Annotated in this window: 21 protein-coding genes; 7 read left to right on the top strand and 14 right to left on the bottom strand. The window is 60.8% G+C overall.

All coding sequences use genetic code 11. The annotated features are described in order from the left end of the window. The first annotated feature begins 35 nt into the window (after positions 1 to 35). The 3 genes from HCN58_RS17470 to HCN58_RS17460 are packed head-to-tail and all read left to right on the top strand — an operon-like array spanning position 36 to position 1418. On the top strand, positions 36 to 248 hold the full coding sequence (locus HCN58_RS17470) for a hypothetical protein (RefSeq protein WP_171580636.1): 213 nt from the start codon (positions 36 to 38) through the stop codon (positions 246 to 248). 46 nt (positions 249 to 294) lie between these two features. Further along, complete coding sequence (locus HCN58_RS17465) at positions 295 to 657, top strand: hypothetical protein (RefSeq protein ID WP_171580635.1); 363 nt, start codon at positions 295 to 297, stop codon at positions 655 to 657. 38 nt (positions 658 to 695) lie between these two features. Next, on the top strand, positions 696 to 1418 hold the full coding sequence (locus HCN58_RS17460) for a hypothetical protein (protein WP_171580634.1): 723 nt from the start codon (positions 696 to 698) through the stop codon (positions 1416 to 1418). A gap of 119 nt (positions 1419 to 1537) precedes the next feature. On the opposite strand, the gene HCN58_RS17455 is transcribed toward HCN58_RS17460, so the two are convergent. The 11 genes from HCN58_RS17455 to HCN58_RS17410 form a co-directional block, all read right to left on the bottom strand. Further along, positions 1538 to 1993 carry a hypothetical protein gene (locus HCN58_RS17455; RefSeq protein ID WP_171580633.1) on the bottom strand — a complete coding sequence of 152 codons (456 nt, stop codon included), beginning with the start codon at positions 1991 to 1993 and terminating at the stop codon, positions 1538 to 1540. A gap of 116 nt (positions 1994 to 2109) precedes the next feature. Then, positions 2110 to 2637, bottom strand: coding sequence for a hypothetical protein (locus tag HCN58_RS17450; RefSeq protein WP_171580632.1), 528 nt, complete (start codon positions 2635 to 2637; stop codon positions 2110 to 2112). Between the two features lie 547 nt (positions 2638 to 3184). Then, positions 3185 to 5422: a DEAD/DEAH box helicase gene (locus HCN58_RS17445; RefSeq protein ID WP_171580631.1), complete on the bottom strand. Its 2238-nt coding sequence runs from the start codon at positions 5420 to 5422 to the stop codon at positions 3185 to 3187. Next, the gene (locus HCN58_RS17440) at positions 5391 to 6725 is read right to left on the bottom strand and encodes an ATP-binding protein (RefSeq protein ID WP_171580630.1); all 1335 of its coding nucleotides are present in this window, start codon (positions 6723 to 6725) and stop codon (positions 5391 to 5393) included. Before HCN58_RS17440 ends, HCN58_RS17445 begins: the two co-directional genes overlap by 32 nt. Continuing rightward, complete coding sequence (locus HCN58_RS17435; RefSeq protein WP_235983684.1) at positions 6722 to 9085, bottom strand: tellurite resistance TerB family protein; 2364 nt, start codon at positions 9083 to 9085, stop codon at positions 6722 to 6724. The genes HCN58_RS17440 and HCN58_RS17435 overlap by 4 nt, the downstream gene beginning before the upstream one ends. 281 nt (positions 9086 to 9366) lie before the next feature. Continuing rightward, positions 9367 to 9906, bottom strand: a complete 540-nt coding sequence (locus HCN58_RS35860) for a Wadjet anti-phage system protein JetD domain-containing protein (RefSeq protein WP_311966823.1) — start codon at positions 9904 to 9906, stop codon at positions 9367 to 9369. A 62-nt stretch (positions 9907 to 9968) separates the two neighbouring features. Further along, on the bottom strand, positions 9969 to 10574 hold the full coding sequence (locus HCN58_RS35855; RefSeq protein ID WP_235983682.1) for a DUF3322 domain-containing protein: 606 nt from the start codon (positions 10572 to 10574) through the stop codon (positions 9969 to 9971). After that, positions 10571 to 14071, bottom strand: a complete 3501-nt coding sequence (locus HCN58_RS37095; protein WP_171580628.1) for an SbcC/MukB-like Walker B domain-containing protein — start codon at positions 14069 to 14071, stop codon at positions 10571 to 10573. The genes HCN58_RS35855 and HCN58_RS37095 overlap by 4 nt, the downstream gene beginning before the upstream one ends. Further along, positions 14068 to 14709 carry a DUF4194 domain-containing protein gene (locus HCN58_RS17420; RefSeq protein ID WP_171580627.1) on the bottom strand — a complete coding sequence of 214 codons (642 nt, stop codon included), beginning with the start codon at positions 14707 to 14709 and terminating at the stop codon, positions 14068 to 14070. The genes HCN58_RS37095 and HCN58_RS17420 overlap by 4 nt, the downstream gene beginning before the upstream one ends. Then, positions 14699 to 16033, bottom strand: a complete 1335-nt coding sequence (locus HCN58_RS17415) for a Wadjet anti-phage system protein JetA family protein (protein WP_235976742.1) — start codon at positions 16031 to 16033, stop codon at positions 14699 to 14701. Before HCN58_RS17415 ends, HCN58_RS17420 begins: the two co-directional genes overlap by 11 nt. Positions 16034 to 16918: 885 nt before the next feature. Further along, positions 16919 to 17074 (bottom strand): hypothetical protein, encoded by a 156-nt coding sequence (locus HCN58_RS17410; protein WP_171580625.1) that lies wholly within the window; start codon positions 17072 to 17074, stop codon positions 16919 to 16921. 69 nt (positions 17075 to 17143) lie between these two features. Between HCN58_RS17410 and HCN58_RS17405 the strand changes: the two genes are divergently transcribed. Beyond that, a complete protein-coding gene (locus tag HCN58_RS17405) occupies positions 17144 to 17668 on the top strand; it encodes a metallophosphoesterase (protein WP_171580624.1) in 525 nt (174 codons plus the stop codon). A gap of 491 nt (positions 17669 to 18159) precedes the next feature. Here the strand turns inward: HCN58_RS17405 and HCN58_RS17400 are convergent, their stop codons facing one another. After that, a complete protein-coding gene (locus HCN58_RS17400) occupies positions 18160 to 18339 on the bottom strand; it encodes a hypothetical protein (protein WP_171580623.1) in 180 nt (59 codons plus the stop codon). Between the two features lie 1005 nt (positions 18340 to 19344). Between HCN58_RS17400 and HCN58_RS17395 the strand changes: the two genes are divergently transcribed. Next, positions 19345 to 19554, top strand: coding sequence for a helix-turn-helix domain-containing protein (locus tag HCN58_RS17395; protein WP_171580622.1), 210 nt, complete (start codon positions 19345 to 19347; stop codon positions 19552 to 19554). Positions 19555 to 19562: 8 nt separating this feature from the next. On the opposite strand, the gene HCN58_RS17390 is transcribed toward HCN58_RS17395, so the two are convergent. Beyond that, a complete protein-coding gene (locus HCN58_RS17390; RefSeq protein ID WP_171580621.1) occupies positions 19563 to 20948 on the bottom strand; it encodes a tyrosine-type recombinase/integrase in 1386 nt (461 codons plus the stop codon). Positions 20949 to 21228: 280 nt separating this feature from the next. Here HCN58_RS17390 and HCN58_RS17385 point away from each other — a divergent pair, with 280 nt between their 5' ends. Both HCN58_RS17385 and HCN58_RS17380 read left to right on the top strand, forming a co-directional pair. After that, complete coding sequence (locus HCN58_RS17385; RefSeq protein WP_171580620.1) at positions 21229 to 21450, top strand: hypothetical protein; 222 nt, start codon at positions 21229 to 21231, stop codon at positions 21448 to 21450. Positions 21451 to 21492: 42 nt separating this feature from the next. Next, positions 21493 to 21891 carry a hypothetical protein gene (locus HCN58_RS17380; protein ID WP_171580619.1) on the top strand — a complete coding sequence of 133 codons (399 nt, stop codon included), beginning with the start codon at positions 21493 to 21495 and terminating at the stop codon, positions 21889 to 21891. A gap of 233 nt (positions 21892 to 22124) precedes the next feature. Here the strand turns inward: HCN58_RS17380 and HCN58_RS17375 are convergent, their stop codons facing one another. Next, complete coding sequence (locus HCN58_RS17375) at positions 22125 to 22595, bottom strand: group III truncated hemoglobin (RefSeq protein WP_171580618.1); 471 nt, start codon at positions 22593 to 22595, stop codon at positions 22125 to 22127. Positions 22596 to 22673: the final 78 nt, after the last annotated feature.

Here is a 22673-nt window from a genome sequence, read left to right as displayed (position 1 = left end):
GTCCCACTGCAGCAGAAGCCGAAAGGGAAGAAAAAATGAGCGAACCGGGCGAGACCTTGAAAAAGGCGCGAGCAAACTTGGTCACGATGCGCCAACGGTGGGCGGAAGTTCTGGCCACGCCTTACGAGCGCGGCAAGACGGAGGAAGCGGTCACAAAGCTTATTGAACTGCAAGAAGCTATCGAAGCCATAGACGCGGCAATCGCCGAAGCGTCCGGCAAGTCCAGCTCAACCGAGTTGCGTCTCTAGCCGCCACCACCCATAACAATCGATCGATAGCAGGAGAACCCGCACTATGACGATTGCAGATAATCTTTACCGTTTCCAGGACGGCAAGCTGTCGAAATGCGACATGCCTGCCTGGTTTCTGAAGGCGACTGAATCGGACGACGCGATCGGTTGGGCCGAAACGCTTTCTCGCGCCGGTTGCAGACAAGTGGAAAGCTTTGGCGACATCGATAATCTCAACCTGTACAGGACTCCTGACGACGGGTTTCTGATCGAATATGTCGATGTTGAGGAGTTAGTCGTGTCGGTCTTAATCTACGACCGTGCGGACTATCTGACCTTCCGGGCTCAATATATTGCACCTCTTGCCAGCCTGATCATGGAGTCCGATCGCCAAGATGTTTGGGACAAGGAACAAGCAAACAAGTAGCGATCGGGGCTAAAGGCGAATTGAAAGGCGCTGGGCGGGTGTCTGTTTCGAAAATTGCACGGACGATCGTGAGCGGTTTCCTGCTCACAGGAGTGGTAATAGTGCCGCCCCTCCTATCGTATTACGGAAAGGAGCCGACGGCCCTGCTGACGCTGGTTTGCCTGCTCATCGCGTTGTTGGCACTGAATGTAAACGTCGATCAGCTCGAACAGATCGGACTGGGCCCCCTATCCGCAAAACTTCGTGCAAAAATAGCTCAGGCTGACGAATTGAACGATCGGCTTAAGAAAGCGATCGAGCTAACGCTATCCTTTGCGGTGTCAGGCGCAATGCGATCAGGCCGCTTTGCAGGCAAGGATCGCAGTTACCAAAAAAAGATCGTGAGCGACGTTGATCTGATCGTAGCCTCCAGCGGACTTAATCCTAATCAACGCAACAACGTACTAAAGGATTTCTTTTACTTCACTGAATTCGACATGAGATCAGCGTTTGTCGGATCCCTCATTCATTCGGGAAGCGAAACGGATCCACTCGCCAAGCAGATAAGACGGATCGAACTATCCCCAAACGACGCTCTGCCGGCCATAAAGCGATTGGCCGAACTATATGACTGCCAATCCTCGGACTGGCAGGAATGGCTAAGAGACTACGAGCATTTTGTGAGAACGAACGAACTGCGAAGGCCGGATATCTGGTTCACATTCCACGCGCCCGCCGAAGGACTGATCCGACAACTCTCGATAAAAAGCGGCAAAAGTTGACCCCCAACGAGGCGCATCGACGCGTCTAAGAATCTCGATCCTTCAGTCGTAGCACCTGCAGGACACGGGCCACTGGTCTCAAAGCCCCACAGGGGCGGTCCACTTTTCTGGAAGCACCATCAGATTTGCCGCCTGATTTTTGCCTTGCGGTAGGCTTCGATAACCCGACGTTCGAAATCGGCGTCTCGCTGGGCGAGTTCCCGCTTCATCGTGGCCATTGCCTTGTCGTCGGCGTTGCCTTGAACAATGATGTTGGTCGTGCCGCCGTGAATCGTGACTTTGTCGTTGCCGGCGGCTGCCGCCATCTGCATCGAGATGTCGTGCGGGATGACCTGGGCGCCGCTTGGCAGGTTCACGATCTCGCCGCGGCCACCCTCGTTGATCATGGCCGGTCCGCCTGGCGCGTAGCTGGTGCCGCCGGCGAACATCGGGAACGACAGCCCACCGGTGCCAGCACCGAGTCCGGTACCGCTCATCACCGGTACGCTGCCGCTGCCGCCCAGCCCCAAGAAGCTGAGAAGGCCTCCGCCCGATGAGCCTCCAAACGCGCTGGCCCAGAGGCTGTCGGCGGCCATTGAGGCCAGCTTGTCGGCAATCTTTCCCAGCGCGTTGACGCCGGCAGTTTTCATCGCGTCGAAGGCGCTGGCGCCGTTGCGAAGCTGTTGGGTAAAGTCGACGAAGAACGAACGATTCAGATCCTGGCCGGTCGTCGAGATGTCGCGGAGCTCATGTTGAAGCGCATGGCGGCCGCTTCGGAGCTCGCAAGGGCTTGACTCACGTCGGGGTAGATCCCGCGCAATTGCTGCGCAATCGCTACATCATCGGTTGAGAGCAGCACGGTCCGCCGATCGGTTCTGATCTGATCGTTGATCCGAGCTCGTTCAGCTGCTTGGGTCGCCTCCCCTAGCGCCGCGGCCTCGACCTTGATCTGGGCGATATCCTTCTCGGTGAGCGGCTGCTTGGCGCGGAGCGCGTCAGCAATCCGAGTCTGAGCCGCGATGTACGCGGTGGCCGCCCCTACGGACAGTCCGATCGCTTCGGATTGGATCCGTGTCGCATCCGCCTGCTGCTTCATCTGCGCGACGCCCAACGCGGCTTCCCGAGCCAACGTCTTCAGCGCCTCGGCCTCCTTTCGTGATCGAGAGGCTGCGATCGCGAGGGCGCTTGTTTTGGCTTTCGAAAGTTTCAACCGGGCTTTGTTCCCGATACGTTCCATCAACGAAGGCTACTTGCAAGCGGCAACATGCCTGCCGGTCCCCTTCAGCGCTCCGGGATCCTGCCCCAGGCCACCCGGTCACTTAGGTGCAGCACGATCCCTACCCTCGCACCTCGGCCGTCCTGAAGGCCACCTGCAAGGCCTCGCGGCAAGCTGGCCCATGGTTATGACCCGCATGCCGGCTTCGTTGCGACGCACGGCATGTACCCGTACCATGTTGACCGGCGAGAGTCGTATGAGCGACCACCGTTCCGCGCACTTGCATCTGCCCGACGAAAAGCCTCGCTTTGGTGCGCCTCGAGTTGACAGTATTTTGGCGCAGTCTGCATCTTTAAAAAGCGTGAAATGCTCTCAATGGCTGAACTCTTCGGCAACTTCGCCCGATCAAGAAGGCGCCGGTTTCCACCATTTTTAAGGACTCGACGCTGTGATCGGTAAAAACATGCCGCTCGAATCCGAAAAGCCAGTCCTACGGCTTTACCGCGGGTTCCGGGGAATTCGATCTCCTTTCCCGGAGCTACACACGCGTCCAGTGAGGATCGGCGGATGGTCAGCGCAAAGTCTTCGCGATTGCCGTGGCCGTGCCAACGAACTGCCCGTTCTGAAGTGCCCACTGCTTCTGAGCGAGCGCCTCGGGCACGAAGTCCTGAAACTTCCCTGAGCGTACGTTCTTCACGAAAGCTGCGACGTCCATAGGGTCGAGCGCGGACATGCAGCCGAGTTTCTCGAGAATGGGTACCATCTGCGCCGGCGTGGTCTCGGGCACGGTCACTCCCAAATCGTGGACACCGCACTCCAAGCCGGCCATTCCGAGCACAGCGCTGAAGACGGCCGTCGTCTGCGAGCCCCTCCAGACGAAGAGGTGGAGGTCGCGCTCTTCCTGGATGAGGGAGCGCCGATCGAGGTCGAGCGCCCGAAAGCTATCGCGCCCTTCGGCCAACAGTTCTTGGGCTGCCTTGTCCAGGTATTCCGGAACACCGTTGTCGAGGTAGACCGCCCTCATCTCGGCCAACAATCGGTCGTGCGCGGCCTCACCGTGAGATGGCTCGAACCGCGGCACCATGCCTCCCGGATGCGGAGCGACCGACAGGACCTTTCCGGCCTCGTCGACGTCGAGAACGATCCACCGTTGCCCGGCGAAGACCACCAGGCTGTCCTTGTGAACCGGGAACGAGATCGGGAGAGTGCCGAGCGTGCGCCCGGCCGCGGTGAGACGCCATTCCTCCGAACTCTCGAACACAGCGAAGAAATCGCGCGACTGCACGATCTTCTCGCCCTCCGAACCGAGCATCAGGACGCCGTCTGGCGCCTGTTCTATCATCCGGACCTCACCGGATCCCAGATGACGCAGCAGCTGCGCGAAGTCCGCCGTATCGATCGAGTTGAACGGTCCCGGCCCGCACAGCAGATCGAACAACGGCTTCGGACGGATGCCGCCCCGTTCGGCGATGACGGACAGAACTTGATGGATCAGCGTGGAGGTCGTTTCCGGGCTGGGCGCAGCAGGCTCGACGAACCCAGCCAGCAGCAAGCGGACCACAGCCACCGACCGGATAGTATTCGGACGCAATTGGTCGAGGATCCCCGACTCGACGTCGACGTAGGGCTCGCGAACGTACACGCGTAGGATCGACGGGGTCCCGCGCCGCCGACCAGTTCGGCCGAGACGTTGTCGCAGCGACGAAAGAGAGCGAGGCGCGCCGACCTGGGCGACCGATTTGACGGAGCCGATGTCGACGCCAAGCTCGAGGGTGGACGTACATACCGCCGTCGTTGGCAGGCTTCCGTCCTTCAGCCGAATCTCGAGATCCTCTCGGAGAACCTTCGAAAGACTGCCGTGATGAGGATAGAACTCATTCGAAACGCCCGCTTTCTCGGATCGACGCCTAAGACGGTCGGCGGCCGACTCCACGGTTCGCCGAGACCCGCCGAAGACCAGATTGTTCGTGCCGCGCAAGGTCGAGAATAGATGGTCACAGATCGCGTCCAGCGCGATGCGCTTAGGCGGTTGAGCGTCTTGGCTGGCTCCTTCCGCATGATCGGGATCGTCGAGATCCGGCGGCTCGACGTAGCCACGTATCTGGAGCCGCAACTCAGGAGAATCCGCCTTCGCGACGAGAAGGTCGACATTTTGCGGAGCCGACGGACGAAGCCAGGCCGTAGCTTGGGTCAGATCACCGATTGTAGCCGACAATCCGACTCTGCGGGCTGGCTTCTGAGCCATCGCGTCAATGCGCTTCAAGAGGCTGGCTACATGCAGTCCGCGTGGACCCTGCAGGAATGCGTGGAGTTCGTCCACGACGATAAAGTCTGCCGACGCAAAAAGGCGATGCGCATCGCCCGGGCGCCGCGTCAACATCGCCTCAATCGATTCAGGAGTAATCAGCGCGACACCCGAAGGCTTCGCGATGGCCTTCCGCTTTTCCGCCTGAGAGGCGTCCCCATGCCACTTGACGACAGGGATCTCCATCGCTTCGCAGAGTTCATCCAGTCGCCGGAATTGGTCGTTGATCAACGCCTTCAGAGGGCTGACGTAGATTGCAGAGAATCCGCCGCCCTTCCTTTCCGCGATCAAAGTCAGGATCGGTAGGAACGCTGCCTCCGTCTTTCCGGCGGCGGTCGCAGCAGCGATTACGACGTCCCCCGCCCCGTCGAGAATGGTGCCGATGGAGCGTGCCTGAATTTCGCGAAGTTCATCCCAGCCCTGGTCGCGTATCCAACGTCTGATCTTCGGATGAAGCCGGTCGAAGGCCCCTTCAGTTGCCGATACGGAGACTGGTGAGCTCATCGCCCTCCCCTCCCGCGGACTTGGTCGTTTCCTCCGTGACGGCGATATCGGGCGCATCGGGCGCAATCTGAATCCCGCCGATCAGGTCCTGCCAGCGTGCGCCTGGGTTCTGTTCAAGAACGGCGAGCATCTGCACGAACGCGCGGACGGTGGTGCGTGGCGTCCGGAAATACGCCTCTCCGATGCGGCGATTGCAGTGATCCATGAAAGCGGTCAAGGCCTCGTCTGGCACCAGGAACTTCGCGGGGTCGCCGCCAGCAAAGACGTTCCTGATGTTGAACAGAAGCACGAGGAGATCTTCCGGCGTGAGGCTCTGCAGTCGGATGACCGGGCCGCTATAGTCGACCAATCCGTCCGCCGCGAAGCGATTTTCGGACAAACGCGATTGAAGCGCTTCGTAGCTGTACAGGCCGCGCCGCGTGTCGAGGAGGAATTCCGGCGTCCCGCACATCATGAAGCCGATGCCGGTGGTATTGCCCTGCAGGGCGTCGTTTACGATGCGAAGGATTTCCTCGAAATTCTGATTGCGGGCCTGGGAATTCTGCAGCTTGTAGATGTTGACCATCTCGTCGAACATCACGATCAGACCGGCATATCCTGCCAGCCGCGTCAGACAGGCGAGAGACTTCAATGAATCGTAGACGTTGTCGTCGTCGATGATGGTCCGCACCCCTAGCGCCTGGCGGGCTTCCGTCTTTGTCGAGAACTCCCCTCGGAGCCACCTCAGGGCCGAGGTTTTCAACGACGCGTCGGAATGTTCGCTGCCGCGCCAATAGGCCTTCAGCACGACGGCGAAATCGTATCCCCCGACAAAATCCTGAATGGGAGCGAGCTTCTGATCGATCACGCTCTCGACCGAAAGCTGCCGATCGGCGGCCTCCTTGAGGGAGTCCGTGACCAGCCTCTCGATTACCGCACCCAGCGCGCCGCCGTCCGGCTTCGTGCGAGTGGCCATATTGCGAATGGCCTCGGAGTACAGCGCCCGCGCCTGTCCGCCGCCTGCGTGGATGCGTCTATCCGGCGCAAGATCGGCGTGGACGGTGACGCACTTCCGCTCCAACGCGATGAGACGGATCAGGTTCGCGAAGAACGTCTTGCCGGCACCGTATTCGCCGATGATGAAGCGAACGCCGGCGCCGCCGTCGGAGATCCGTTCGATGTCGCGAACCAGCGCGGTGATCTCCGCCACGCGGCCGACCTGGATGTGCGGCAGCCCTATGCGTGGCACCACGCCGGCGGCGAGCGCCTGGATGATGGTGTCCCGGTCCTTCGCTTTGATCGGGCGTGCAGTGGATGGATTCATGCCGCTTCTCTCAGTTCAGCCAGCCTGTTGCGCAGGTGCTCTACCATGACGACGTCCTCGCCGTCCTCGATGATTGCCTCCTCGAATCGGTCAAAGGCCCAATCGTTGATCCGTTCGATGGCCCCGTCCGGCAGCAGCTTGAGGTCCTTCGCGCGTTGCTCGAACTCCGCCCTTGGCAGGGATCCCTTAATTTCGAGGAGCTCGACCAATTCGGCATGGGCGGCGTCGAGCCCATCAAGCGAGCCGGTGGTGCCGGAGACGGCGGGGGATGATTCGGGCGGCGATGCCCCGTCTTCTTCGAAAATGTTCGCTAGGAGAGCCGAAACCGTTTGGGTCTCGCGTTGCGTTCGTGCAAGCCGGGCGGCATCTATGCGGATCGTCGATGCCGGCGGCGACTCCGCCTGCGCCTTGGCCGTCTCGGCCGGAATGGGCGTCTTCTCCGAGACGGGGATCGGTACCCCCTCGGCACGGACTTCTTGTGAGATGGCAACGGGCTCGTCGGCTGCCTGGGTTGGACTTGCGCGATGCAAGGCGGAATACACCCGTTCCTTCGGAAGACCGAGCGCCTTATGGAGCCGCTCCAGAAAGCGCACTTCGCTCGGATCCACGTTCTCGTTGCCAGCGATGATCGCTAGTGCGGCATCGGCGATGATCGTGCGCTCCTCTGGGCTGCGCTCGCCCAGCTTGCGCATTACCCGGTCCTGCTTGGGCGGACTGTTGAACACGGTCGCGGCGTAGGCGATCAGCCGTGCCTGCTCGATCGGGGATAGATCCGAGGCGTCTCGAACTCCTGCGACTACCCGCTTCAACTCGTCGACGGAGGCATCGCCGTCAGCGGCCGCGGCCAAGACGGCCACCTCGACCTGAGCCTTCACGGCTCTGTAGCAAGATCGGTCAGGATCGACCTTTCCGCCGCCATCCGCTTTGAAGATGATCACCTGATCCTCGAGTTGAGGGACGCCGCTCCCATAGCGGCGATCCGGCTCTATCGCGATGTCGATGCGGTCCAGAGCCGAGCCGAGCTGATCGGCAAGCGTGGACGTGACTTTCCCGTTCGCCGGCATGTCGAAGCCCGCTGCCTCCAGCATGTTGCGCATCTTCGTGCTGGCGCGTTTGTGTTCGCCCATCGAGCGGTGCATCTTCTGGCCAAAGAGGTGAATGCGGCCATCCGCAGGGTCTCGTTGCAGCGGCTCCGGCAACAAAAGCGCGGCCTGCATAGACTCGCGGGAGTCGGGACGCCTTCCGACGAAGCGACTGAAGCTGTCGAGTTCGTCCGTGCACTCCTGAACGATCCTCTTCAGATTGGCCGGCCCCTTTCCCGAAGTCTGGCAAATGTCCGGATATCTCTCGTGACTACCCGCTATGGGAACCTCGAACGCGCCGCTCGCAGCCTTGTAGCTGAGGCGGATGTTGCCCGTTGCTCGAAGCGCAAGGCCGCTGGGATAGCGCTCGTTGAACCGATGGCGGAAGAGCCGCTCGAATTCCTCGAAGCACCGGACTGCGGGCGTCCGAAGATAGACGTCCGGAATTGCAAGCGCCCACAGCAAGGCGTCGTGGGGGCCGAGCGCTCCATCCTGCTGAAGCGCCCGCCCGAGGTGCAGTCGGATCGCGACATCCAGTTCCGAGGTGACTGTCCGCTCCGGGGAAGGAGTTGGCGGCGAGATCGGAATCCCGGCGGCTATTCTGGCATAGCTCAAAAAGCGCGTGGCATAGCCGCGGAAGGAGTTGTTGTCCGCGTAGACAGTCAGCAGCCGCTCCACTTCCTGAATGAGAGCAGGCAACGACGCAAGATTCGTCTCGATGAAGGCGCGGTGCTCCAGACCGTAGAAAAAAAGGAACACGTGTCCAACGCCGTAAGCTCGGCTGTTGCGCCCGTCGGCCATCCAGTTCAGGAAGCCGCGGCGGGCGGCAGGAGTGATGGCGGCATAGGACGGCCAATAGGGCATCGAACTTCCTTCGACGTCAGGCCGAGTTGCGCTCGCGGAGAGCTTCGGATTGATCGCGTACTGATCAGTCGAGCGCCGGTCGTCCAACTGCACGAAATCGCCCAGATAGAACAACCCGCCCTGGATCTGCGCGCCCTGCACGACCACAGTTTCTGAAGGATCAACCCACCGCGCTGGAGCCCGCTTTGCTGCCTGCCGGTTCATCGGCGCGACGACTGAACCCTGGTCGCTCTGCGCCGGCAACGGCGGGGGAGCTTTGCCCGAAGACAGCGCCCGCGCCCCTATCGACCAGATCAGGAGTAGCACCCCCACAATAATTGCAAACCCTGCGATGGCAGCGCCATTTTGCAGGACGAAGTGATACGCCGCGCTCAGGGCCCAAAAAACGAGACCCAAAACGATCAATAGGCCCATTCCCGCCGAATTATTGCTACGTCGCCCCATCGCTCAGCTTCGTGATAAATGCAGGCACCGATCAAATGGGCGCCGTTATTACAAGACCGTCCCATGGAGTTGCCGATCGTCGCAAGCGCAATCGAGAAACTCCACTGCCGTTTCCACCTGTTTTGAAGGCCTGTGCGTTATATGACTTTGACTTCATAAGAAGATTAGGCGCGAACGATCGGCCGTCCTGCCCCAAAACCGTTTCCTTTCCATCTGCACAGCTGCTCCCCCTGCGCCTGTTTTCCTAGCGCTCAGCCTAGGCCGTGATCCGCAGCTGGCACGACGGACCGCGGCTCCAGCGCCTCCTGCTCCAGGTGGCGCACATCGGATCCAAACGCCAGCCAGTCAGCCAAATTGCGGATAGCGCTTTCGGATCTCGCGATCGACCCTAGGCTCGGTTCCGGATCGGCCGGCTGCCCGGCCTTCTCGGCCAGCTCCTTGGTCATCAGGTGCGGCTGCGGCCCACGCGGCAAGTTTTCCTCCAAATACCTGAAAATCCGCAGACCGCCGGCATCTACATCGCCCCAGTGAAGGAACGGCACCTCGGCGGGCACGGTCAGCAGAACCTTCGACAGGAGCTCGATGACTCCCGCCGCCGGGAAACCGCCGGTGTAGACGACCAGGCTGCCGTCCTCGATCTCGCGAACCTGCCGATTGAAACTCGCGTAGTTCTCGATCGTCAGGATGGCCGTCGGCCGCACCAAGACCGATAGCTGCGAGAGCATCTCCGGATGGATTGATGCGAACGGCTTGGCGCGACCGTCGACCACGCGGCCACTGGCCCCGTCCACGGCAATAGGCCCTTTCAGATGAACAGGGTGGCTGAAACGCTCCAGGCCGATGTGCGCCCAGACTACGTCCGCCGCTGCACCGGGCTGCCCGATCTGGACGCCGAGAACGGCGGCGAGCCGCGAAGCGTGCCGATCGAACGCCTTCGTGTCGTTCGTCGCCTTTTGGGAGAAGGTTCGCGCGTCCAGTCCTTTGCCTCCTGCCGCGAGATGGACGCCAACAGCGTGAAGAACTCCTTGGCGGCATCGGCCTGGCCGGCCGCCAGGCGATAGGCGGGCTCGTTGCGGGTCCACCTAGCCGTCATTTCATCCAATAGGCCGACCACCCACGGCTCACCGGCCGTAGCGGCCGGAAGCAGCTCGTTCCGGACGCGCTGCGCGGTTGCTGGCGCCGGCGGACGCCCCAGGTGTCTGGCCAGCAGTTCAGGATCGCGCACGCGAACCCGCTCGATCAGATGGCTCCGGTCTCTCTTGCCCCACAGCAGTTCGACGGCGCCGAACCTCTCCGCCGCCGCCATCTGATCGTGGAAGCGGCTAACCTGCTGCGCGGTCGATAGCCTGTCGTACTCCGGAGCCGCGGAAGCCGGCCGGGAGCGATCAGGGTTGCGCTCGCTCCGCTCCAGCAGCCGGTCAAGGAATTCGACGGCATCCGGTGTACGAACGTCGGTCATTCCGCCGCCTGGTCCTGGGGGATGACCGCAGCCTTCTCGACAGCAATCAGCTCGGATTTGAACACGTCGAAGCCCTTCCGGTATGGGTCGATCGCAACGATCGCGTCGCGGGCCTTCTCGGTCAGGAATTCAGTGTCGATCATCACCTGGTTGCCGAGCCGGTTCACATTCACGACGGTGTCGACCACTTCCATGAACACGTGACGCTTTTCGTCGGGGGTGGCCAGCATGACCTGGAGCCCGAGATCCCGCATGAATTCCGAGCACTGACCGATCGCCTTCGTGTCCAGTCGATTGAAGGCCTCGTCGAAGATGGCGAGCGACAGTCCGCTCTCGCCGGTGCGCCGGTTCTGGTACGTGGCGGCCAACGAGGCACCGATGGCGATGTAGAAGGGCAACTGGCCTTCACCACCGGATCCCGTGCCCGCACGGCTCGTCAGCGACGATCGGATCTTGCCTTCGGCATCCTGGATGTAGAGTTCGAAATTGAAATACTTGCGCGGGTCCTCGATATCCTCGGTCCGCGCCTCCACATTCGACAGGATCTCCTCGATCTGGCGAACCGCCCGGATCATGGGAGAGTTCGCGTCGCCGCTGCGATCCCCGAAGAGAGACAGATTGAACTCTGACTTCCTGGATTCCTCGACGAGCTCGATCATGTCGACATGGGTCGGGGCCTCCAGCGCCTTGAACGAGTAGTAGTCGCGCCCGTGGAACTGACGATCCTTGAGGTGACGATTGAGCTCGTTCAGGGTGGCCTTAATGCCGGTGAAGGCGTCGTCGAGGCGATGCAGGAGATCATCGCGGAATGCCGAGGTCATCTCGGTCGCGGCATTCCGGCACTGCTCCTCGTATTGGACCAGTTCATGTGTCTCGAGGCGCTGCTTTTCCGCCGCGGCCCACTTCTCAACGGCCGCCGGCGTCGCTTCTTCAGCCGTGAATGGCGGCACGACATGGAATTCCTGACCATGCTTGTTCATTGCGCCGGTCATTTCGCGCATGAGACTCGAGCGGCGATCCGTCGAGCGGCGATCCCGATCGGCCACGAAGCCAGCGATGAGGTTTTGTATAGATTCAGTGGCGATCGCAGGGACCTGCCCCCGGTACTCGCGCATGGCCGTCGACTGCGGAAAGCTATCCCGCATCTGGCGCGCGCGACCGCGCCGGACCGACGACAAGTGGTCGCGGTTCTCCTTCACATAGATTTCGTATGCGCCCTCGGCGCGGTCCCGCGCCGTTTGTGCCCCGTTGAAGGTCACTTGAGTCGTGTTTTTCAGCCGGGCGGCCGTCCCCGCTTCAGACCGCAGACGATCTCGCTCTGATATGAGCTTGGGATCGCGATTGCGCCGGGCATCCTCGATGTTCTTCTCGGCGTCCGAGATCTTGCGATCGAATTCGACCAGCGTAGCGCCGCACGACAAGCAGCTCAGGCCCGCGCCCTGTACTTTCTGGAATTGCGCGAACATGCCCTCGAAGAGACGGGCCTCTTCTTCCAGGCGCCCAATCTCACGAGCCTGTTCGGCGAGCTTGAGCTCGAGCTCTTGCCGCTCGGTCTGAAGTTGCTGGCGCATCTGGGCCTGCGTGGCGCGACCGAGTTTCAGGTACTCCGGCTTAGGAAGTCGCCGGACCGTCCTGCCGCCCTGCATCATGCGATCTGGCGTAATGGCGTTCTCAGCGGCGACCATCCTGTCCATGGTCTCCACCATCATCAGTCGGCCGAGGCGATAGTTCAGGAAGACCCGCGCGTGCCGGTTTTCCGTGCTGATGATCTGCGCCAGCGAGCCCTTTTCGGCCGGCCTGGTACTGTCGGTCTTCGTCGTGTTGATGACCTCAGCGTGCTGGAACGAATACTCCCCGCCTTCCCGATAGATTTCGAGGGCGCGGACCGCCCGATTAGGCTCAACGATCAGCGCCTCCCGGGACCGCCCCAGTACGGCTTCGGCCGCCATCCGCCACTTGTCGTCGCGGATTTCCACCAGATCGCACAATGGTTCAGCTTCGATGCCATGCGAACGAAGCTGGTCGATCAGCTCCCGCGTGCCACGCTCGATGGGGCTCAGTCCCTGGTCCATTCGCTTGAGATTGCTGTTGATCTGATCAATGCGATCCTGAAGATCCTTGGTCGCGACACGGGCGTTGAAATGGACATCCGAGAATGTCTTGCGGACCGCCGCGAGCCGTTCCTGATCGACCGCGGCAAGCGCCGCATCCAGATGCGAAGCGCTATCCTTCCAGTCCTCCGAGAGCGTCTTGTCCCATTCGGAAAGTGGCGCTCTTCCCCGAGCGACCACGACTGCACTCAGCAGCGCATGCAGCAGATCGTCCCGGCGAACCAGCAGATTGCGCTCAACGGCCCTTTTTATCGAGGCGATGAGCCCATCGATCTCGTTGACCGGTGCCATTGCATTGGCGCGCTGACCCACGGTGAAATTCTTGTCCGATTCATACATTTGGGCGAGTTGTTCGCCGTCACTGGTGTTGATCGACAACTCGACGGCCTTGAGCTCCGTTTCGAGCGTCGAGTGCCGGGTCGACGCAGCGACGGCTTCCACTTCCGCCTTTGCAGCGGCGCTCTTGAGCTGCGCAATGTTCTCTTCCTGACGTCGCGCATCCCGCCGGAACTTCTCCCACTCAAGGCGGGCAATCTGCCAATTGGTGACCGCGATAACTCGTTCGTTTTCGACGGCGCGGCCGACGATGCGGAGGATTCCGGCGAAGCTCGCGCTCTGCGCCCTCAATTCCTCGATACGGCGGGTCAGCGAACGCCAATGTTCGATCCCGCGCCGAAGCCTATCGACCTGGAGGGGCTGAACATCGAGAACGTAGTTCCGGACAAAGTCCGTGGGATTGTCCACTGGTTTCAGCAGCAGCGCGTTCCGGAATGCCTTCTGAAAGCGCCTCGGGTCGAGCGGGAAGCCCGCCGGCGACAAGGCCCGGAGCGATTCCGCGACGAAGTCGGTCGCGCTGGAGAACGCGTCGTCGACTTCGATATTCCGGGCCCGCAACGCGGTGCGCACCGCATGCCACTGCAGCGTCTCGACCTCATCGTCGCCAACCGCAGCGAGGATGTCTTCCTTCGTCATCGCGCACTTGGCAATGAAGCGCGCCTCGCAGGACTCGTCGCTTCTCGATGCCGATGCCGAAAAAGCCACGCCCAAGCTCACTGTGGAGCCGTCGTTCAGGTCTTCGAAAACCAGGATGACGTAGGTGTAGGCATGCTGCCTGGTCGGCTCCGACCGCTCGCCCTTCTCATCGAGCGAGACCACGCCGAGGCAGTAGTCGCGCAGCGTCCGCTTACTCCTGACGTTGCTCTGGGCGCTCGGATTGAACCGGATGCTGGCCATACTTGCGCCGGAGAGCACGGTCTGAACGGCGTCGATGATCGCCGATTTCCCCGCCCCATTCGGGCCGATGATCGCGGTCATGCCGCGCATGTCGACCTGCTGCGCCCGGAACAGATACCAGTCGACCAGGATGATACGACGGAGTTCGATCACGCCTGCACCTCGCTCGTGGCGTCGGTCTTTGCCGTCGCCGCGGCCGAGCGCGAGACGAACTCTTCGAGGGAGCCGAGCGTGTCCTTGGAGACCACGATCGGCAACGCGGGCCGCAGGAACAGGGTAAAGTTCCTGTCGTCCCGATCCTCGATCCTCACGAGGCCGCGCTGCCTGAAGCCGGCCAGGATTTCCTTTACCCGCCCGAAGTTAGGCCGCTCGCGATGGGTCCGGTCCTCGTAGATCTGCAGGATCTGCTCGCTCTCGACCTCCACCTCGCCGAATTCCTTGGCCTCGAACCGCGTGAACGCCTCCTCGTAATGGAGCCGCAGCACCAGCAGGAGCAGGCTTTCGTCGAGTTTCATGCTCTGACGGGGAGGCAGTTCGTTCGCCACCAGGCCGACGTATCCGTCGTTCGGCCTGCCTACGACGCGGTAACCCAGGGCGTCGAACAGGTTCTCGAAGTAGCCCATGTAGCGGCGGAGCACCTCGTAGGAGGTCTTCATGCCCCAGTCGTTTTCGTAGATGAACTGGGCGCGCCAGAGCGACTGCGCGGCCTGGCGCAACTCCTTCTGCAACCGGTCGCCGTCGCCGCCCTCGGAATCCTCGTCGTCGATCAGTTTGGAAAGATCACGCAGCATCGGCGGAGGTCCTCGTTCTCTCGATGCGGAAGGCGGTAACGTCGATCCAGTCGTTAGCGGTGCGCTCCTCCTCGAGCGTGATGGTGAATTCGCCCAACCGCACGGAGCGACCAACCGCCGCCAGGTTCGGCAGGGCCCGGTAAGCGAACAGATCCGGGATGCTTTCTATCTCGATCTCCGCGGACGACACGGCATCGCGGCCTTGCATCTGCCGGCGAGCAAACTCGAGCAGCTTCTGGTCGGACACCCGCACCATCCGGTCGAACTCGGTCGTGGCCTGGACATAGGCTCGCAGATAGGGATCCTGCTTCGGTACCTTGAAGCGGGTCCGCTCCGGAGGAGCCTTCGGCGGCGGCGGGGTGTATAGCGCGAGGGACGTGATCGGCAGACCGACATCCGGCGACCTCAGACGGATCTCGACCTCGTCGCTGCCGATCTTCGAGAGCTGCTCGATCAACCGCACGATCCGCTCGGCGGACCCTTCTCCCATGACGTCCATGTAGTGGACCGTAGTGCGGATGCGGCGTTCGAGGCGATCGCGGAAGTCCTCGATCTTGTCCATGAACGGTCCGACGTCCTCGAATACGCTCTTAATCTTTTCGAGCTCCGCGACGACGCGCTCCTCGGCCGTGGCGATCGTGGCGCCCGGAGCCATGACACCCTGCTCGATGTAGGCGCGTGCGATCTTGCCGAGCAGCGCGGCATCCGCGAGCATGTCGCCCGCGAGCGATGCGATCGTGCGGCGATGACGGTAGGGGTTGTTGGACGTCTTGAGTTGCTTGTAGTCAGCGATCAGCAGCCCGTCGACAAAGTCCTGGAAGAAAGTGCGGAGGATGGCCGCCGCGTTTGGATTGCCCAGAATGCGGTCCTCGATCTCGCGCATGCCGGCGAGGATTCGGCGCATGCTGCGGGCGAACCGCAGGGCCGTGTCGTGCGCGTTGGCCAGACCTTGGGCCATGGTCTCCGGCTCGCGGTTCGCGGCCTCAAGGTTGTTCTTGACGTCGACAACGGCTCCGGCGACGCGCACCCGGCTGTTGCCGAAGTCGGTGATCGCGCCCAGGACCATGAACGCGTCCGGATTCATGTCGACGTAGGTGCGCCACTTCTCGGTCTCTTCTGTGAGCCAACCGGTGTCGCGCAGTCGATAGTAGGCAAGGTAATGAGCTTGGCTCGTGGTCTGATCTTCCTCAGGGTCGCCCTCGGAAAGCTCGCCCATCGATCCGATGCCGAACTCCGAGAGGCCGATTTCGATCTGCTTCACGACCTCTTCCCTGAGCGGCGTCTCGAGGATCCGTGCCGAATAGACCCTCTCGTAGAGACGCATCAGCAGGCGCGCGTAGACGTGCTTCTTCGGCCCCGATAGAGGCTTGAAGAGGGTCTCCGGAAGATAACCAAACAGCTTCATCATCGGTCCTTGAGCCGATGGATTGAACCGTTACGCTCCTTCAACTGCAAGGAAAAACAGTAGAGTTTCGGGGCGTTCTCCTTGCTTTCCTCCGCTTCAGAAACTCCGTCGCGGCCTGCTCCATGATATCCCAGGCTGCCCGATGCTCGTCGATGGCCACCTACTTGATGTCCGCGATGATGTCCTTGTCCATCATCGCAATTAACGTAACCCGGTCCCCTATGGGGGTTCGTTTGCCCTTTTTCGGCGCCCTCTTCCTTCCGACCATTGACCCCTCCGCTGCGAGAAACCTTTCGTTAACCATAGCGGGGGCGGGGGCGCGGGCCCGGATGGCAGGATCTTATCGACCGGTGCTGCGTCCAGATCCGGACGGCTGTCCAAGCCGACGGCGGCACCTTCCAGTTGACGCATATCAGAGAGAAATATGGCTCGCCCCCTGTATTGGACAGACCGATTGTCTCTGGACGCGAACGGCCAGGTCGAGGAGGCGATCGATCTGGCCGAGGCCCGCAGCGCCTGCACCTGAGAAGTGTGCGGCGAGGTCGGCGTCCTCCGCAGCGGCGGCTGGCTGACGACTCGCTGCTACCGGTACGCTGAGGCCGGCCTCCTGCCGAGGTCCGTCCCGGCTTCGAGAACATCGGCATGGTCCGGTACGGCATCGGCGATCAGCGCCGGATCACCTGCCGATGCTACGACCGGGAGAACGATGCGTTCGTGGACGTCGATCCCGCCTACCCCGGAATCGAGGAGGAATGGGATGGCCAGATTCCGCTGTCGCGCTTGCGGCCAGAAAGGCGATTTCGTCTACGACCCGAAGCGGCACGAGTGCCCGCGCTGCGGCTCGCGCGAGGTGCAGTTCGCGCTCCCGACCAGCTCGTGTATGAGATCATCGAAAACCTGAGCCGGGCCGAGCCCCTCGATCGCGAAGGCGGGAGGACTGACCATGCGCTTGTGGGTCATGTCCGACCTCCATCTCGAGCTCACGCGGGGCTGGGACCTGCGTCCGGCGCGGCGCGTCCGGATTACGACGTGCTGATCGTCGCCGGCGACCTGGTCCCCAGGGCCGAGCGCGGCGTCCGCTGGTTGCTCGACCGCGTGACAGACCGGCCCCTCATCTACGTCATGGGCAATCACGAACGTTATGGCACGACCTGGGAACGACGCTTGAGAGGGTCAGGGCTGCGGCTGCCGGAATGCACGTGCACGTTGCGGAGAACGAAACCGTCCGCGTCGGCGATGTCACGTTCGCGGGCGCGACACTCTGGACGGACGTCGGCCTCAACGGCCACGCGCATCGCGATGATGACCGCCGGCGACCGGATGAACGACTTCAAGAAGATCCGGATTTCAAACTATGAGCCGCGCTTCCTGCCGCATCACGCCCTCACGAGGCATCTCATTTTTGTGGCATTTCTGGACGCCGAAATGCGCAAGCCCCGCGGCGGAGACCGCCTGGTCCTCGTCATGCACCATGCGCCGGTGCGACAGATGCCGCCACAGCGCAGCGTCCGGAGAGCGACCTCGCCCTCGACGCCGCCTACTGCAGCGATCTAACGCGACTGATGATCTCTGCGTGACGACGGACGGGGCGCGCTGCGCCCGGCCGACCTCTGGCTCTATGGCCACACGCACGAGTCCTTCGACGCCAGGATCAGCGAAAGCCGGTGGTGTCCAACGCGAAGGGATACGGGCTGTGGCACCTGGGACCACCCCGACTTCAACGAACGCCTCACAAGCACAGCGAGGTTCCGAATGCTCGGTAGTTTATCCATCTGATCCTGGCGGCGATCTACAATGTCTGGGGCCCACGGCATTCCGAACCCAAGGCCAAGCCCATTCAAAGAGCGATTCGCAATCTTTGGTTTCAAGACTTGAAGCGACTCATAATTCTTTGGTTCTCAAACTCACGTTTTTTTGGAGCTAGACTAAAAATCAACAGCTTAGCCGACCACATTTGAATGGCCCCGACGTGACCGCCACCAATCGCTCAGATTCACCGATGCGGGAAATGGGCGACAGGCCGCCCCCGGCCGGTCGCCTACAGGTTAAGCGCGCGTTGATAATGAAACGCCTAGCTTTGCTGCCATCACAGTGGTGGCACCGGGCGTCCGCTTTAGCGCCTTTGCGATCCTGGCGACGCCTAACTTTGCTTTTGCCATGGTCTTCATTTTTCGAACATCGTCTTTCGTCCACGCGCGGCGAACTACTTTCTTTGCTTTTGCCATTCTTTCTCCGAATCGGATTGGGACAGAGCCGGGCTTCTATCATGACAGCCTGCATCGGCGACAATGAACAAGGCGAGAATGTGAATGCGACCTCGTCGCCTGAGATTTGGATTACTGTTGTCGGGCGCAAAAACGGGCATGTGCCTCTCATGTCAAGGGGGACTAGCATGGGCGAGCGATTTTATGTGGATAGAGCGCGCGTCGTTCGGGCGCTTGCGGAGGAGGCAGACCCCTTGGTCAAGAAATGGCGTCTACGCCTTGCGAACAATGACGACGGCATGCGAAAGCAGATAACGCGCGGTCACGTGACAAAAAGCCAGCCGTTCTAAATTCGAAAGTCGGGCCGCAGATTACCCGACCCTTTTTGCTGTGTAGTGTCTTCGGGCATCGAACGGCGGGTCGAAAATTATATCCGCAAAATGGGCGATCTCGACCTGCCTCAACAAATGGCAAGATTTCCGGCGGCATGTATCCAGAGTCGCGATTTTGAGGAGCGCGCTTACCGGCACCATGTGCTTACTATCGCGTAAATAAGCCAATTTGCGACGCGGCCGGCCTGTCCAGTTCATCATGGCCAAAATTGTGCGAGCTAAAGCAATAAAGGCGACGGCTTGATGCGCGTTCAGCAAAATTGGTCACACCCAAAAATGACGCGAAAATCCAGTCACCGGAAAATGATCGCTGTGTTCTTCTCCGATCTCACCGGCTCTCAATGATCCTCGGCTCTTTCAGCTGTCCCATAATACTCGAAGCTTTCTTAGCTTTCACTGGAGAGAGGAGCGAATGCCGTGATTGAATGAATCGACGCGGAGCTTTCTTCCCTGCCACTCGTTTTTATGTTGCGGTCACCAATCTTGCGGTCACCAATCTGGTGTCGAGAACCAAACTCACAAAGGCATGTCAGGCGCGCGCTGTTCCGAAGCGCCGCCGTTAGCCGCACGAGACCGCCGATCTTGATTCAATTGGGCGGCGGAGAAGAATGAATAACCGAGCAGGGAGCGATTGATGGCGATGACGGATGAGCCCCGCAAAAAACGGAACCTGATTCCGTTAAAAAAGGCGTTGGAGCGGGGTGGTTTCGGCCGGACCAAGGCCTACAAGCTGATCAAGAAGGGAAAGATCATCGCCTACAAAATGGAGGGCCAGACCATGGTCGATGCCGATTCCATCGAGGCCTATCATATGACCCTCCCTCGCATTGAGCCGAGAACGTGAAGGCGCTCTTAATTCGCACAGCTTTCGAGGATTTCCTTGATCGGCACAATCTTTTTTGGGAGGGCAAAGCGATCGATCCGGTCAGCCCAATGCTGCATCAGCTTGGTCCGCGAGCCGATCAGAGCCAGCGGTCCGTGCCGTTTGTAGATCGCCTTCACCGAGTCACTTTCGAGATGCGCAAGTTGCAACTCGATGACGTCGCCATCCCACGCCTTGGCTTCCTTGATCTCCTCATGGTGACAAAGGGTCGAGAATGTAGTGCGGAAGCCATGGGCGCAATGTTCGGTTTTGGTGTCGATGCCGAGTGCACGCAGCCGAGAACAAAGCGATCTACTGGACAAGGGCTCATCTTCGGCACAAGCGAACACGTAGCGCCGATTGCCGTTGATTTTCCGCACGCGTCGCAGGATAGCGACGGCTTGTCGCGACAGGGGCACGACATGATCCCAACCGGTCTTCATCTTAGCAGCAGGAATAGTCCACCGTTCGGCATCCCAGTCGACTTCTGACCATTCCATGTTGTTGATCATGCCGGGGCGCGGGATGGTAAGTGCATCGAGCCGAAGGGCATCACCGACGACATCACCAAATCTGGCCTTCGCCCATGTTGGCATGATCAGCCTGAACAAGCGAATCACATCCTGCGGATCAGTGACGCCGGGCCGCGGCGTCGAGACGTTGGCAATAAGCTGCTTCTTGCAGGCACGGAACGGATTGTAGCCATCCCCTTCGAGGTCAGCGTAGTCGCAAACTTGCGAACCGATACTGTGAACTCGGTCACGGGTCTCTAGTCTGCCTTCAGCCTGCATCGCCCGAAAGAAAGCGAGAACGTCGGGGCGTTTGATGTCTTTCCGACAGAGCTTGCCGAAACGACCCTTCAGATAACCAGCCCATCTTTCGAGCAGCGCGATGGTTTCAGGACTGCGAACTGTGACAAGTCTGCCGCGCTTGATCTTCTCGATCTTCTTCTCTGCAAGCCATTCATCGATCCACACGCCCAGAGGGCGTTCGGCCGCCTGACGATGTCTTTCGAATTGTTTTTCGACGGAGGGATCGACTGGTGGGCTTTGGGCGAGCAGCGCCTTTGCGACGTCGCGCTTCTGACGTGCAGTGGCGAGTGAAAAGGTGCCGTCGTTGCCATCGCCGTAAGGCCCGACGGAGTAGGTCTTCTGTCGGCCATGAAAGCGATAGGCCATCTGCCAGAGCTTGGAGGCGGCTTTGCCCGGCCTGTTCAGGTCCGGCTTGATGAAGAGATAGAGACCGCCGCCTGTCACGTCAGAAATTTTCGTGGCGGTCCAAGCGCCGTTCTCGAATTTCGGTTTGGCGGCGCGACAGTCGACGTCGGTCCTGATCTGCTGGGGGTTTGCGTGCTCGCCAACCTGACTGCGTGCCATCTGCTTCGACTTCTCGCGTCTCGGAAGATCGGAATTGTGCCCCGACGTTTGTTCTTCCGATACCAACAAAAATACCAACAAAGTCGGCGGCTGGACGCGAACGAGAACAAACGGTGACGAACATGAATGTACGCGGAAACCCCTATTTTTCAAGCGTTTCTGAGCGTGTGCGAACACCATCGAACATCTTAGAACGTCTTCGAACAGTCTGCCTTCTTACGTCCGAGGTAATCGAAACGGGTCGGGAGCCCTGTCATCTTGGGATCACAGGAGACGACCCATGCTGATGCTTTCGCTGTTCCGCTTCGTCGCCGCCATGATCCCCTGGGCTCGCAGTCTGGTCACCTGGCTCGTGGCACGCTCCCTGAATATGCCCGAGCCTCTGGTGCATGACGCCGGCGTATTCGTGTTCGTGCAGGTGCAGACGATCGAGAACACGGTCGGCAAGGCGCTCTGCCCGGTGCGGCTGATGCGTCAGCTCAGGTCGCTGCTGCAACGCTGATCCCTGCCCCCGAGAGTCCATTCCCAAGCAAAGGAGAACGTCATGATCCATCCATCCACCTTCCTGGACCGTGCCCTCGTCGCCGACGCCATCTTCAGCGGCGTCGCCGCGGTGGCGCTGACGCTCGGCGCCGGCGCGCTCGCGCCATTCCTCGACCTGCCGGAAGTCTTGTTGCGCGAAACCGGCCTGTTCCTGATCGCCTATACCGCGTTAGTCGGTTGGTTAGCGACGAGGTCAACGGTGATAAAGGCGCTGGTGCTGCTCGTGATCGTAGTTAACGCCGCGTGGACGCTGGGCAGCATCGCGCTGCTGTTCTCCGGCGCGGTGTCGCCGAACCTGCTCGGTCAGATCTCCATCGTGGCGCAGGCCATTGCCACCGGCGTGTTTGCCGAGCTGCAGTATATTGGGCTACGAAAGAGTGGTGAGACGGTGACGGCGTAGGGCCCAGTCGTCATTGCGAGCGAAGCGAAGCAATCCATATCGCGGCATACCGGATAGATGGATTGCTTCGTCGCTTGCGCTCCTCGCAACGACGGAAAGCCTCAGCTCAAAATCACCGCCGTAATCATTCCGGCAAAAGTCAGCACCAGCCCGATGACCAGCATCGGCACCAGGCCTGCCCGAATACGGGTCGGCCTGCTCCTTGTTCGTCACGATATGTGCACGATAGGCCATCATACTGCTCCTGCTTGACTACGTCGAAATCTTTCCCCATTGGCGAGCATGACGCCGTTGGCGCCGGCGACGCCAAGCTCGAGGCTCGCCGCAATCCGACGCGCCCGTTCCACGAAATGCGCTTCGGCCGCGGTCGGACAGATCTCGCGGGCCGTGGCCTCGAACAGTGCAAGCCAGCGGTCGAAATGCGCGGCGTCGATAGGCAATGGCAGATGTTTGGCCATTGGCGTGCCGTGATAGCGGCCGGTCATCAGCGCGACTGACGACCAGAACGCGCACATCCGCGCCAGATGCGGCTCCCAATCGCTGATCCGCGCGTCGAAGATCGGCCCCAGCACCGCGTCCTCGCGGACCCTGGCGTAGAAGGCGCGCACCAGGCGTTCGATCATCGCCTCGTCAATTCCGGTACGTTCCATGATCTCGGCCGTGAGCCGTTCGCGCCGCTCCGGCCCTGCCACGATCGCTTCCATTCCGCCTGCCTCAATCGGTCGCGCGTAAATAGGTATTTCAAATACCTATTTAGACGGCTATAGATGATTTGCAAGCAG

Origin of the sequence: Bradyrhizobium australiense (assembly GCF_013114825.1) — a bacterium.
Lineage (GTDB): Bacteria > Pseudomonadota > Alphaproteobacteria > Rhizobiales > Xanthobacteraceae > Bradyrhizobium > Bradyrhizobium australiense.
This window is presented reverse-complemented; position numbering and strand designations above follow the sequence as displayed.